The sequence below is a fragment of the Prevotella sp. E13-17 genome (genome assembly GCF_022024035.1).
In the GTDB taxonomy this organism is placed as follows: Bacteria; Bacteroidota; Bacteroidia; order Bacteroidales; family Bacteroidaceae; genus Prevotella.
The window spans coordinates 2702104-2716679 of the sequence record NZ_CP091787.1; the positions used below are offsets into that span (position 1 = coordinate 2702104).

Sequence of the window (14576 nt, forward strand, 5' to 3'; positions counted from 1 at the left end):
ATCATTTCCAAGGGCTGGAACAACCTCGTCCAGGGGCTGGAATTGACTCGTCTAGGGGCTAGACGGGAACCAAAACCTAAACTATTGCAATGCAAAAGTGCCACTTCTGCGCTGCCAAACCAAAAGAATGGCGACACTATTCCGTGCGAATAGTGCCGCCATATCTTATCAATGAGATTACTCTTACTTCATAAACTTACAGCTGACGCGAGCGTCCTGACTGTTGGTGGCACGTGCCACATAGAAGCCCGAGGGCAGATGAGAGACGTTGATGCGAGCCGTGCCACCAGTAATGTTGACAGCGGTGCGCTCTATCAGTCGGCCGTCGGTGGTGAAGATGTCCACAACGGCCTTGTCGGCCTCGTCGCTCTTCACGAACAAGGTCTGCGCACCATAGCGGATGCGGAATCCATTGGCCGAAGCAATCAAAGCAGGCTGAACGCCAGAGATGATGTCGCGCTGCGGCTCCTCCACCAGATAGCTGGTGAGCATGTTGGTCTTCCCGATGGTGGGCACGTTCATCTGATAGATGGCCGAAGCACCATCAGGATAGCGACCCACCGTGGTGTTGCCATCGTGAGCACTATAGACGAACTTGTCGGTCCAGGTGCGACCACGGTCGGAGAGCATCAGATAGCCACCCTCGCCGCTGATCTTGAACGAAGCATGCAGGGCCTGGTCGGTGGTGGCGAGCTTGTCGCACCAGATGAGCAGATGACCGTGGGCAGGAATGACGGTGTTGACCTTGGTGCCGTCCTTTGCTATCTGGTACTTCATGGGCTGATCAATATCGTCGGTGAGGAACATGCCCTCTACGTCGATGTCGGCATCAGTGGTGTTGTAGAGTTCCACCCAGTCGTTCTTCTTGGCATATTCGTTGATATAGACGCTGTTAGAACCGCTCACCTCGTTGATGCAGACAGGATTAACGCTATGACCCATTCGCTCGATGGTGTTCATGGGGCGGAAGCTTGCCACCAGTTCTACATCGCCTTCGGGCAGTGTGATCTCCTCTTTCGTAGAATAATAATTAGGTGTGGCATTGTCTTCATCCAGCATGCTGAACGAGGCATCCCAGACAACGTCTGTTGAGTTGGCCTGGTTATTGTGCAGTTCGACGGCAATAACATTGCTGCCACGCTGGAACAGAGAGGCATCGAGCGTGAAGAAGACACGGTCGGGATTATCATTGGCATAGGTCGTGGCAAACGTGTTGTAAGTCACAAGGCCAGAGGGCATGTTATAGCGGCCGGCCTCTTGACCGTTGACATAGACCACTGCTCCATCATCGAGGGTACAGTAGAGACGGAACTGAGTCGTGGCTGAGGGTGCTGCATTCAGCACCACATTCTTGCGGAAGTAGTAGGTGGGACGCTTGTCGTTGGCATTGTCGCCAAAGTCAAGGCGTGTGGTTTCAGAGACATTGGGGTTGTTGTAGCCCAAAGGTGCGCCACCCGTCTTCCATTCTGTGGTCTGATAGGCAGGAGAGGTCCAGTCCGCATGATCTAACGAGCCTTGGTCGTAGTATGACCACGTGGCGCCAGTGGCAAAGAGCTGCGTCTCTTTCATCGAAGCCTTCTGTTTCCACCCTTGGAACACATAGCCGCCAGGAGCCACCGCACGAAGCGTGGTTGGCGCAAAGAGGTAACCAGCAAAGCGACTGGTAGGTACCTGTATGCCGTTGATCAGCAGCTGTGCATCGGCAACATCGGTGCTGAGCAATACGTACTGACGACTGTTAAAATCTAAGTCGAGGGGCTGATAATTGCACAGGTCGCGGATAGACGTCAGCAGACGATTGCTGAGATTGTCCTTCAGCTGTTTGGCGGTATTGTTGGCGGAACGTCCCTCCAGTGCCAAGGCAGGATTGGTGATGCCGGTAATGCCGTTGATGATATCTATCGAGCGCTGAGCCTCGAACACGCTGCCGCCCATCATGCAATAGACATCGGTGAAGCGACGACGGAAGTCGCTATTGGCAAGCATGTTGCGGAAGAGCGTGACAAAGCGTATCTGATCGCTGATACGTCCCAGTTCGACGGGATAGAGCTGGTCGAAGGTGTAGTTCTCCTTACCCATGAAGCCATTGAAAGGATCGTTAGAGCTGAACACGCCATCGAGGTCGAAGGTGACGAAGCGGAACTTGCCATGGTCCTGATGGCGGAAGCCCTTGACATTGTTCTGAGGCCAGTCCCAGTTGGCCAGATAGAGCTGCAGCGCCATATAGTTGGCATAGGCATCGATGTCGAGCACACTGCATATCTCGGCATAGGTCTCAGGATTGGCTGCCGACTCCGAGAGGCTGACCAGATCGAGGAAAGCATCTTTTGTGCCACACTTCTGCACATAGCCTGAGTCGGGCGACATCTCGAACTGGTCGATCTCGTCGTCGTCCCATCCGTAGTTAGCATAGACAAAATGTTTGTTGTTGGGCTCACGCACATTCAGCATGCCCATATACTGGCCATTCACAAACTCGTGGACGGGCTGGAACTCCTGATAATCTAGGTTTAGATGGGCTGAGCTGGCTATCATCTGAAGGGCGGCATCACGCAATCGACAGTTGTTGTCGTTGCCGCCATTACGAATCTGCAGGGTGCGATTGCGGTTATAGGGCTTTGCCGAGAAGAAGGGATAGAGCAGGTTCTTATTGCCTCCCATCTCCTTATTACCTTTCAGTTTGAAAGCCTTAGGATCCCAGGCACGGCTCCATCCGCCACACATCTCAAGATCGACATCCTGGTTGAATACCATGTCACCCTGTGCCGAGAGATACGAGAAGTTGACAGGTCGCTCCCAGTCCATGTTCCAGTTGCACTTCTCAGACTGGCCGTTGCCCGGACGCCCGTTGGGACCTTTGGCAAACACGCCCATCTCGGTGCTATAGATAAAGCGGTCGTCGGCAACAACAGAAACGACGGGCAACATGAAGTCGCGGATGCGATAGATATAAGAACGTGTGGTCACGGGCGAAGCAAGCTTGTCGTTGGCAAACAGGCGCAGACGCAGGTTGGTGGTCTCTGAGATGCGGAAGGTGCCATTGGTAGAAGTGCTGCCATTGTCTAACGTAGGCAGCGAGCCGTCAGTGGTGTAGCGCAAGGTGGCTCCAGAGGGGATGGTGACCGTGGCAGTGAAAGGACCATCGAAGAGGCGTGAGTCCTGATCAACGGCGGGCGCAGCCAACTGTTCGGTGGCAAAGCGGCTCGTAGCATTCGTGGCTTCAGGCGTAGGCATGGAGGTCTGTCCCCAGGTACTGCCGCCATCGGTGGTGCGGGCATAGCTGACACGTTCCATGGCCTGAGGATAGGCCTGGCTGGCTAACAGTTTGCCATCGGCATCGCTCAGGTAGATGGTGCCGCCATCAACATCGAGCTTGAACGGGGCGTTCTGCGAAGCGATGTTATTGCTGTCGAACCAGACGACTTTATAGCCACGGGCAGGGATGGTACCAACGGTGGCTGGCATGCGCCACTTCTTGAGATTGCCGGCCTCATCGCTGAAGTAAAGTCCGGTCAGATCGAGTGTCTGATTAGAAGAGTTATAGAGCTCTACCCAACCATCGAAGTTATAGGCGGGGCTGACGAACTGATCGACATTGGCAGCCATCACCTCGTTGATGACCAAAGAACCGGTCACTTCCCCACTCTTCTTCACGGTGACCGTTACACTGCGAGACACACCCGAGCCATCGGTAGCCATCGCAGTGATGACCGCCGTGCCTGGAGCTATTGCCCTGACAATGCCTTCTTGACTGACCACAGCCACTTGCTCGTTGTTAGACGACCAACTCAGTTGTCTGATCATGGCATTGGCAGGCAGCACGGTGGCATTGATCTGGGTGGTTTCGTTGACCACCAGTTCGGTGTTAGCATCGGAGAACTGAATATTGTTCACCTTAACCATATCGCCACAGAACTCCAAACGGAAATGACTGAAGATACACCAGTTGCCCGAACGGTAAATCTGATCATCAAGGGTCACACCAATATTGACATCGTTAGATGCATTGTTCAGCGTGAATTCAAGGGATGTTCTGTAGTTGTTGTCGCCATAAGCCACCAATACTGTCTCCATCGTGTTAGGGAAAGCATAGTCGTCGTAATAGCCTTCATCTTGCGCTATCCTATAATGTTGCCAGTCATTGTATTCGTCAGTCTGATAACGCAGATCGTAATAGGAAGGCATCAGCACACGATTGTCGTCGGCAAAAAGATAGGCAAAGCGGTCCTGCTGACTATTGCAATAGGCTGAGAGTGTAGGATTTAAATCATAACCACGATGGAAGCCCTGCACACTGAGGCGATAAGTACCGCTGGGCAACCCCTTGATTTGCTGTTGTGCCGTAAACATATAGGCGTTCCAGAACTCCATAGAACCGGCACGCACGGTGTTTGTGCCATTAATGCGCGTCACATCCCAACCCTCAAAAGAGGCGTTTGTTGTGAAATCGGGATTGGTCAGATAGGAAGAGGTGATGTCCACCCACTGACGGGTGTCGATAGTTGTTGGTGCTTGTTTCACTTGGAAGGTCAGCGTGCGAGACAGATTGGAACCATCCACGGTCTGCACGGTAGCATGGGCTGTTCCCACACCGCGAGCTATCAAGCGGCCGTCGGCTCCTACGGTAATCACAAAAGGATTATCTACGACCCATTTCAACTCGCGATTGGTGGCGTTTTCGGGTAGCGCACGAGCGACAAGGGTGATTTCCTCGCCTACCTGAAGCGTGGTTTTCGGCGCGGTGAACTCTATATTGCTGACCGCCACCTGATTGAACTCGCCCAGATACTCAAGCTTGAAATTGTCGAACATGCACCAGTTATCGCTATAGTCGCGACTGAGATTGCGCAGCCCCAACTGAATCTGGCCGTCGGCATCGAACTCAATCTCGTTTATATAGCCACCATCATTGAATGCCTCATTAGCTGACTCCATAGTATTGGGGAAGTAAACAGAGCCATCAGGCGACCAGCAATTGTTTCTATAAGACTCAAAGGAATAATCATAAACGCTTTTCAGAGTCTTTGTTTGATTGCCGGCATACAACTGGGCCGTAATGTTTTCCGTTTGGTTCTGATGGGCATTCCACGATATCTGATTATTGGATATACGGAAATAGGCCTGCACCGACAGGCGATAATGTCCCTTGGGGAGGGTTGGCATCTGATAGATATCGAAAGTGCCATTGAAGAACTCAGCACTCTGAAGCCTGATATTAAACGACTGAGAATTGTAAGTGTAGGTCCATCCATCGATGGAATTGTCATCGAACGATGGGCTTTTCAAAAAGATACTGGTTACATCGGTCCACTGTTGAGCTTGTAAAGCAATGGAAAGACACAAGAAAAGACCCAATATCGAAATACGTTTCCTTTTCATGATTATTTGATTGCAGTAATAAGTTAGTTTTTACTGCGCAAAGATAGGAATAATATTTCGAAATTAGGTGTAAATTCACATCTTTTTTTATGAGATACGCTCAATTAGGGCAACAGCATAAGCCGCAATTCCTTCTTGACGGCCCGTAAAACCAAGCTTTTCTGTTGTTGTTGCCTTAATGGATATTTGATCGACATCGCAACCAATAATCTGCGCCATACACTGCTGCATGGCGGGTATATGAGGATTCATCTTGGGTTTCTCGGCACAGATAGTGGCATCAATATTGACCAAGCAATAACCTTTAGTGGCTATCAACTCGATGGTTTTCTTGAGGATAATCTTACTGTCCATGCCGTCGGTCTCGGCCGATGTATCGGGAAAGTGATAACCAATGTCGCGCATATTGGCTGCACCAAGGATGGCATCGCAAATGGCATGAATCAACACATCTGCATCACTATGACCGAGAAGCCCCAGGGTGTGGTCTAACTTGATGCCGCCCATCCAGAGATCACGACCTTCTACTAACTGATGGACATCATAGCCCATTCCTACTCGGATGTTTGTCATTTGAACAAGTCTTTTAGGCCGTCCATATCGAAGGCCAAGGTGAAACGAAGGGTTTGGTCAAGGGGATTTGACTGAGCGGTAGAGATGACATAGCCCACATCAAGAGAGAATACATTCATGCGGAAGCCGCCACCGACAGTGAAGTACTTACGGTTGCCCTTGGACTCGGACTCATGGTGATAACCGGCACGCAGCGCAAACTGATCATGATAGACATACTCGGCACCAACACTCCACTGCACTTCTTCAAGCTCTTCCTTGAAACCGCCAGGGGCGTCACTGAAGCTCTGGAACATACCCTTGATAGCTCCTACGTCAGAATATTCCTTGCGCACACGGTCTTGATAGGTGGAGTTGTCTTCATCCACCATCTGACGTGGCACGGTGGGGACCATCAGCTTGTTGGCATCAGCGGCAATGGAAAAACGATTGTACTCATCGAAGGGAATCATCAGAGAGGCTCCCAAACGCAGGTTGGCAGGAATAAACTGACTCTCGTCGTCGCCATAATAGGAAATCTTTGAACCGATGTTGCTGGCCACCAGACCCAAACCCAGCTGACATTCACGGTTGCCCAGCATGAGGTAGTTGTTGTAGTACATAGCAATATCGGCAGCAAAGGCTGATGCCGGCTTAGAGTCATCGCTATAGTCATAACGCAAATCGCTGTATATCCAACGCAGTCCGACACCAAGTGAGAATGTTTCGCTCAACATCTGCGAGTAGGCCGCATCAAACGACATCTCGTATGGCTTCACGGTCATGGCGTTCTCTGTGTCGTAATCGGTATAGACTTCACCCAGAGAGAAATAGCGCAACGAACCTGACAAGGCGCCATATTCACCCACACGATAGTAACCAGCTACATAGGCCAGGTCGATATCGTTGACCAGCTGGCGCAACCAGGGGGTGTAGTTCAAAGCGATGCCCGAACGACTGATGCAAAAAGGATACTTAGCAAGGTTCCAATACTGAGAGTTAACATCGGGATCGGTAGCAGCACCGACATCACCCATACCAGCAGCACGGGCATCGGGAGCGATGGTCTGCGAGATAACTGCATGTTCAACGGGGTTGAACGTCGTGGTCTTATAGTCTTCTGCCTGCATGGGAGCAACAGACATCAGGGCGCAGAAGACTGTCAACAGTGGTTTCATCATAATCTTGTTCATTGCTTAAATAATAACGCAGGCAATGATGTATTATTGTCTAAGTATAATCAATTTATTTGCTTGAGAGGCTTTACGACTACCTTCAGTCCCGATAAGCACCCGATAGAGGTACACACCGGTCTGCAACTTGCTGCCGCCTTCAACCGTCAGGTTCCAGTTGACCGTATAGGTATTGTCGGTAGATACGCCGTTCTCGCTGTGCGACCACAACAGGCGACCAGACATGTCGAAGACTTCGACAAGCACATCCATATTGCTGCCGGTGCGATCGTGACTGACAATAAACGAGGTAGAGGTGGTGGCTGGGTTCTTGGTGCACATCACACTGAAGCACTGAGGTTCAAGACCTTTGACAACATTAAACTTCAGTTCGGACGTAGAAGCATTGTTGAGCACATCCCATGCACGGAAGAGCAGCGTGTGAGGACCTTCGCTGAGCGCGGGTATGCTGTAACCAACGGTGCCACTGGTGTATTCTCCAAAAGCATAATGGAAATAGTCGTTCAACCGATAGGTCTTCATGGGCTCATTGTCTATGATCAACTCCAGATCATGGCCCAAGCCACTGCCTGATGCGTTGATGCCATCCTTGTCCGTTATCTCGGCAAAGAAGTAAGGTGTGGTATTAACGGCATCGCCATTAGTAAACGAGCTGTTGTTCAGATAGCAATAGATGGACGGTCCTATACCATCGTTTGCCAGATTCGCATTGCCTGTCATCATAAACGAGTCGTTGCGACCATGCACTTCTTGACCATTGTCACTATACGCATAGAGGTTGATGAGTCCTTTATCTTCGCCATAGCTGATGTCGCTCGGCATTGCGAAAGAGATGGTGAAACGTCCGCTACGGACACTATCTGAACCAACATACAGGACGTTGGGACGATCTTGAAACACAAATGCAGAGTAGGTGTCGCTTTCACTGTTTTGACGACAGATGATTGATTCCTCAACATCTCTGACCATCATACTGACGACACCATTGAACTGTGTATCAATGATTTTGGAATTGGCCGTAGCGTTATTGGATGATTCTGGATTCACCACATGGCCTCTGACAACCACCCTTTCTCCTGCTTTTAATGTTACGACACCATCGGCAACAGCCTTATCATTGATGCTGTCCACCACAATCTCGCCAGTTGGAGTTGCCAGGCTCAACGCTGGATCGCCCAACAACGTATAATGTAGTTTATTATATGGATATGCAGTATTCCATACTTCATTCTTGGTCAGACGCACCGCATCACCAAGGGTATTCCTTTGTCCATTGGTTGACGCAAGCGCATTATTCAAGAAAGCCCTGTTCACCTCTCTGTTGGCATTAGACCACACCGTACGTGTGGTGCCGAAAAAGGCAATAGCACCACCTTTCGGGTTCAGCATCGCTGTTTCTCCGATATTCTCTTCTTGCGAATCGAAGGGCATAATATCGCACGAGGCGGTAATCCAAAGCGGAAGGCGCAAGGATGTCTGCTGCTCGAAGTCAGCACGCTGTAACACCATTTCGTGAGAGAGACAGTAGGCTGCACCATGTCCACAATAGTCCATAACCAAGGCGCCATCCTTCATCTGTTGCTTGACAACACTTTCTACTTCTGGATAGCTGTAGCCAGTAGAAGAAGCCACACGTGGATAAGCGTCCCAATAGATGCGCTTTATCTGGTAGTTGGGATAAGACTTCTCGACAGCAGTGGCAGCCGACTCTGCAGCTCGCATGTGGTCATTGTCATTGCCATCGTCACCCAGAAAACAAAGGGTATTCTGCCATGAACCAGCCATCTCGTTGTTACGGTAGCTCACAATCTTATCAACCATCACCTTCGCATCTTCCTCTGTGCGCGCCGTCAGACGGCCGACACCCACATCGACCATATCGCTCACGGTGAGCCTTGCTCCCTCACCGTCATCGAGCAGACAGAAATAGTCATCCGAAACATAGCTATCTGTCTCACTAAAGGAGTTTTCACCCTCGTGACACAACAGGAAATCGTCGGCAGAATAGCTTCGCCAACCTAAGCTAAGCATACGGTTATCCCACGCACCATCACCAAAAAGCAACAGATAGCGGGGTGCATCTGCCTCAGTTTCGGCACGGTCGTACAGCATCTTCAGATAGCGACGATAGGCATTGCCATCGGGTGTTCCGCTTGAGAACTCATTATACAGTTCATCGGCAGGAACTATTGTTACTCGCATGTCATCTTTTGATTCATGCAACTCTTTCAGACGCAATGCCTGCGACAGGACTTTCTGGCTGGTTGGAATAATGATAACCATGTCGGCAGGTTGATCGGCATGGTGGTCCTGATTCGTAATCCGATAAACGAAACTGGGGGCCTTAAAAGACGTATGGGTCAAACTGGGCATTGCCACAGGGGTGGGATGTGTCAGGCATAGATAATCCAGACGTACCGCAGCACCATACTTAAGTCTCAGCGTCAAGTTATTAGTCTCCTTCAAAATGCCATCAAGCGCAAAGATCTTGGTTAGTTCCATGGCCTTAGTATAGGATGGAAGTTCTGAGGTATTAGTTATCACACCAACCGAAGCCCCATTTAACAGCACTTCTACTTCGAAGACATTATCGCTGGTCAGCTTTACAGTCAGTTGTGCGCTTGTGGTGTGTGATGGCAACTCATAACTGACGCCCGAAGTCGTCAAGAGTGTACTTTCAGACAGATTGCGGCCACTATGATACCATGCAAAGTTATCTATTTCATGAAGCGTGTGAAAATCATTTGTGGTGGGATAGAAACTATCAGCGAAGGTAAGGCTATCTACGGTGATCGGTGCGTCATCTGTCTGTGTCAGGAAATAGCAGCCGTAGTCAACATAGAAGTTGCGAGTGCGCTCTGTGGCAGTGGCACTTCTCCACCCCACTGGCCCAATGGCATGAAACAACCGCTTGCCATTCACGATGCATTGTGGCACTTCCTTCAAATCATCAGTTGACATCAGATAATCGCCAGTCAAAACGTCGGGCTGAAGAGCGCCTCCATAGCCATAGACCTTTACCTTATTAATATCACTAAAGCCTGCCTGACGAACCAGTGCGTCAGTTATCTGATAGATGCCCGTCTCGGGAACACTGATTTTTGCCCATTGTCCCGATGCCAAGACTGAATGGTCTGCATAGCGTTTTTCCGTAGCGCTGCGCATCATGGCATGACGCTTGTTGACAGGAGTGGCCTGCAACTTCAACTTAAAGCTGACAAGCTTCTGATACTTACCATCTCGATAGACCAGCGGTACAAAGCCCACATGCAGCGATGCTTGTTTACGAGAGACGCCAATATACTGTTCTATGATGGGCAGTTCTGGCAGAGGGGATGATGAAATCTTGTGATAGCGTTCGATATCAGCTTCAGACATATCGATAAATTCTGGATAAGCTATCGTGACGCTATAAGCTGAGTCTGCATAATGAGCATCTAAATCATAGACGCGTGAAAAAAAAGGAAGAACCGAATCAATCTTGACCTCAGCTGCCGTTAAGTTATAAAAGTCTTGCGCAGAGGTGGTTACCATCCCTGCCAGCACGCAGCAAATCATGATGACGATTCGTTTCTTCATTATGTCTTATTTACATGTAAAGTCTAACACTTTTCGGTCTTCCAGGAATCCCTCCAGGTGGTCGTCAATCTTCACAGGTCCTACACCTACGGGGGTACCGGTATAAAGCAAGTCGCCGGTTTTCAGCGTAAAGAACTGTGAGAGATACGCAATCAGTTCGTCTATCTTATAGAGCATCTCACAGGTGTTTCCTACTTGCACAGTCTGTCCGTTGATGTCAAGATGGAAATCCAAAGCCTGAACATCGCGAAATTTCTCCTTTTCAACCCACTCGCCAATGGCAGCACTACCATCAAAACCTTTACAGATAGTCCACGGATTACCCAACTTGCGAGCTTCTTCCTGCATATCACGAGCGGTAAAATCAATACCTACCGTCACCGCATCATAATAGCGATGGGCAAAACGCGCAGGAATCCCTTTTCCTAAGCGGCAGATGCGCACCACCACCTCAGCCTCGTAATCTACTCGTTGGCACCAGTCTGGAATAAAGAAGGGTTTTCTGTCCTTCAACAAAGCAGAATCGGCCTTTGTAAAAATCACAGGATGCTCTGGTTTATATAACGCTCCATCCAACTCTTTATTGTGCTGGATGTAGTTCATTCCTACTCCAAAAATCTTCATAACACCACAAACTACGCTTTAGGTAAAAAGAAAGGCGGATGCACGATACATCCGCCTTATCCATTATTTATTTGCCGTTGATTTACTCAGCAACGAGTGTGAAGCGACGGAAAGCAACAATCTCGAGTTCCTTATCCTGAGTCTTCAGCCACTGTGCAACAGTAGCCTTGTCGCCGTCACCGAACTGGAACTCCTGGTCAACCAGGCAGTTCTCCTTCAGGAACTTCTGAACACGACCCTTAGCGATGTTCTCGATCATGTTAGGATTCAGCGAAGCAGCCTTCTCAGCAGCAGCCTTCTCCTTCAACTCGCGAGCTTCCTTAGCCTGCTCCTCGGTGAGCCAACCCTTGTTGATGTTGCTTGCGATATGATCCTCGCTGTCAACGAGATTGGGGTTGATACCTGCTTTCTTCAGAACAACCTCTACATACTTCTCAACCTGCTCCAGCTTAGTCTTCTCAACAGCAGTGTTATACTCCTCGTCAAGTATCTTCTGGTCAACCTGATCAGCATTCAGAGCAACGGGCTTCATAGCTGCAACCTGCATTGCAACCTTGTGGCCAGCCTCTGCATTCTCCTTGTTGGTCTGAACCATGGTGCACAGTGTGTGCTTACCCATGTGATCGTAAACCTCAATATTGTCACCCTCAAGAGTCAGGTAGCCATCAAGCTCCATCTTCTCACCAGTGATACCAGAACGCTGTGTAACAGCATCCTGAACCTTCTGACCATCAGCCAAGGTCAGCTCTTTCACCTCGTCCAGAGTCTTAGCCTGAGCTGCGATAGCAGCATCGAGGACAGCCTGTGTCAAAGCGATGAAGTCAGCACCATTAGCAACGAAGTCAGTCTCACACTTCAGGGCGATAATAGCAGCGAAGTTACCTACCTTCTTAACGAGCACGCAACCATTAGAGGTCTCACGGTCTGAACGCTTTGCAGCGATAGCCAGGCCACGCTCACGAAGCAGTTCCTTAGCGCGATCGAAATCACCTTCTGCCTCGGTCAGAGCCTTTTTAACATCAGCCAGACCAGCACCAGTCATAGCGCGAAGCTTCTTGATATCGTCAATTGAAATTGCCATAATCTAAATCTTCAATTTTTTATTCTTCAATTCTAAAAATTACTCAGCAGCGGGAGCCTCTTCTGCGGCAGGAGCCTCAGCAGCCTCATCCTTACGAGCACGACGTGTGCGCTTAGGCTTAGCCTCCTCAGCAGCAGCCTCTGCCTGAGCATCAGCAGCTTTCTCGTCGGCCTTCTCAACCTTACGCTCCTCGACACCCTCAGCGATGGCAGCGCAGCAAGCGTTGAGGATAACCTCTACACTATCCTTTGCATCATCGTTAGCAGGGATCACGAAGTCGATGTTCTTAGGATCGCTGTTGGTATCAACGATACCGAATACGGGGATACCCAGACGGTTAGCCTCGGCAACAGCAATGTGCTCCTTCATAACGTCAACAACGAACAGGGCGCTTGGCAGACGAGTCAGGTCAGCGATAGAACCGAGGTTCTTCTCCAGCTTAGCGCGCTGACGAGTAATCTGCAGCAGCTCGCGCTTAGACAGGTTACCATAGGTACCGTCCTGCATGAGCTTATCAATATTAGCCATCTTCTTCACAGCCTTGCGGATGGTGGGGAAGTTGGTCAGCATACCACCGGGCCAACGCTCAATAACATAAGGCATGTTAACGCTTGCTGCCTTCTCGGCGATAACTTCTTTAGTCTGTTTTTTAGTACCTACGAAGAGGATTTTCTTACCACTGCGAGCAATGTTCTTCAGAGCTTCTGCTGCCTCATCAACCTTAACAACAGTCTTGTGGAGGTCAATGATGTGAATACCATTACGCTCAGTGTAGATGTAGGGAGCCATGGCGGGGTTCCACTTACGCTTCAGGTGACCGAAGTGACAGCCAGCCTGCAACAGCATATCAAAATTTGTTCTTGCCATTTTTTCTTAAATGCTTTAATTGTTTGTTTACTTTCTTTTTAATCTTGTTAGATCAATCCGAGAGTAATTGAGAACTGTGGTGAGAACAGAGCGAGGCATCGCCTCATTCATTCTCGGAGCAGACCAAGTCCCCCGGATTTAGATACTAAACTGTTCAGTTTCTTGTCGTGAGCCTCATGCCGCATTCATGATCATAAAACCATTCAACACACGCATTGAGACGCTCTGTCCAAGATTAACGCTTACTGAACTGGAAGCGACGACGTGCCTTGGGACGACCTGGCTTCTTACGCTCAACCTCACGGCTATCACGTGTCAGGAAGCCCTGACTGCGCAGTGTCTTCTTGTCCTCAGCATTCACCTTAACGAGTGCGCGAGCAATAGCAAGACGCAGAGCCTGGCTCTGGCCAGTGAAACCACCACCGTCGAGGTTTGCCTTAATGTCATACTTCTCAGCAACTTCCAGCAGATTCAGGGGCTGCTTAACAACGTACTGCAGAATAGCTGAGGGGAAATATTCGGTTAAATCCTTCTTATTGATCGTGATCTTGCCAGTACCCTCTGACAGATAAACGCGAGCTACCGAGCTCTTGCGACGACCTATAGCGTTAATTACTTCCATCTCCTTTAATTATTTATACTGGTTAATATCAATAGCCTTTGGCTGCTGTGCCTCGTGCTTATGCTCTGTTCCCTCGTACACATAGAGGTTGTTCAGCAGACTGCGACCGAGGGGACCCTTGGGCAGCATACCCTTTACTGCATGGCGGATAATGCAATCAACACCATTGGGGCGCTTGCGCAGCTCAGCAGGTGTATTGAAACGCTGACCACCAGGATAGCCAGTATAACGAGTGTAAACCTTGTCGGTTTCTTTGTTGCCGGTGAAACGTACCTTGGCAGCATTGATAATAATAACGTTGTCGCCACAATCTACGTGTGGGGTGAAGCTGGGCTTATACTTGCCACGAATCAGCTTTGCGACCTTAGAAGCGAGACGTCCCACTACTTGATCAGTAGCGTCGATAACTACCCACTCCTTCTTGGCAGTCTCTTTATTAACAGAGACGGTCTTGTAACTTAAAGTGTTCATTCTTAAATAAATTTACTAAAAAACAGTTTTTTACTTTATAAAGTGATCTGTGAACGCCGATTCTCAAACCGTGCCATCCGGCCAAAGACAGTCACTATTTACACGACGCCCGTGGGGATTCTAAGACTCTCCCCCAATAATCGGACTGCAAAGGTACTTACTTTAATTGGAATAAAGAACCTCAGCACAGCTTCTTAACTATAAAATT

General features: G+C 49.5%; 9 protein-coding genes. All 9 read right to left on the minus strand.

Translation table 11 applies throughout. The features are described from left to right. Nucleotides 1-183 precede the first annotated feature (183 nt). The 9 genes from L6472_RS10920 to rplM all read right to left on the minus strand — a co-directional run bounded on the left by L6472_RS10920 (nucleotide 184) and on the right by rplM (nucleotide 14368). Nucleotides 184-5379 (minus strand): CotH kinase family protein, encoded by a 5196-nt coding sequence (locus L6472_RS10920; RefSeq protein ID WP_237805028.1) that lies wholly within the window; start codon nucleotides 5377-5379, stop codon nucleotides 184-186. A gap of 87 nt (nucleotides 5380-5466) precedes the next feature. Further along, nucleotides 5467-5952 carry a 2-C-methyl-D-erythritol 2,4-cyclodiphosphate synthase gene (gene ispF, locus L6472_RS10925; protein WP_237805030.1) on the minus strand — a complete coding sequence of 162 codons (486 nt, stop codon included), beginning with the start codon at nucleotides 5950-5952 and terminating at the stop codon, nucleotides 5467-5469. After that, on the minus strand, nucleotides 5949-7124 hold the full coding sequence (porV, locus tag L6472_RS10930; RefSeq protein ID WP_237805032.1) for a type IX secretion system outer membrane channel protein PorV: 1176 nt from the start codon (nucleotides 7122-7124) through the stop codon (nucleotides 5949-5951). Before porV ends, ispF begins: the two co-directional genes overlap by 4 nt. Before the next feature lie 30 nt (nucleotides 7125-7154). Continuing rightward, nucleotides 7155-10703, minus strand: a complete 3549-nt coding sequence (porU, locus tag L6472_RS10935) for a type IX secretion system sortase PorU (protein ID WP_237805034.1) — start codon at nucleotides 10701-10703, stop codon at nucleotides 7155-7157. Between the two features lie 6 nt (nucleotides 10704-10709). Next, nucleotides 10710-11327 carry a fumarylacetoacetate hydrolase family protein gene (locus L6472_RS10940; RefSeq protein WP_237805036.1) on the minus strand — a complete coding sequence of 206 codons (618 nt, stop codon included), beginning with the start codon at nucleotides 11325-11327 and terminating at the stop codon, nucleotides 10710-10712. A gap of 82 nt (nucleotides 11328-11409) precedes the next feature. Continuing rightward, on the minus strand, nucleotides 11410-12408 hold the full coding sequence (gene tsf, locus L6472_RS10945) for a translation elongation factor Ts (RefSeq protein WP_237805039.1): 999 nt from the start codon (nucleotides 12406-12408) through the stop codon (nucleotides 11410-11412). Nucleotides 12409-12447: 39 nt separating this feature from the next. After that, entirely contained in the window at nucleotides 12448-13275 is an 828-nt protein-coding gene (rpsB, locus tag L6472_RS10950; protein ID WP_237805041.1) for a 30S ribosomal protein S2, read from the minus strand. Between the two features lie 235 nt (nucleotides 13276-13510). Further along, complete coding sequence (rpsI, locus tag L6472_RS10955) at nucleotides 13511-13897, minus strand: 30S ribosomal protein S9 (RefSeq protein WP_027451113.1); 387 nt, start codon at nucleotides 13895-13897, stop codon at nucleotides 13511-13513. A gap of 9 nt (nucleotides 13898-13906) precedes the next feature. Further along, entirely contained in the window at nucleotides 13907-14368 is a 462-nt protein-coding gene (rplM, locus tag L6472_RS10960) for a 50S ribosomal protein L13 (RefSeq protein WP_237805043.1), read from the minus strand. Nucleotides 14369-14576: the final 208 nt, after the last annotated feature.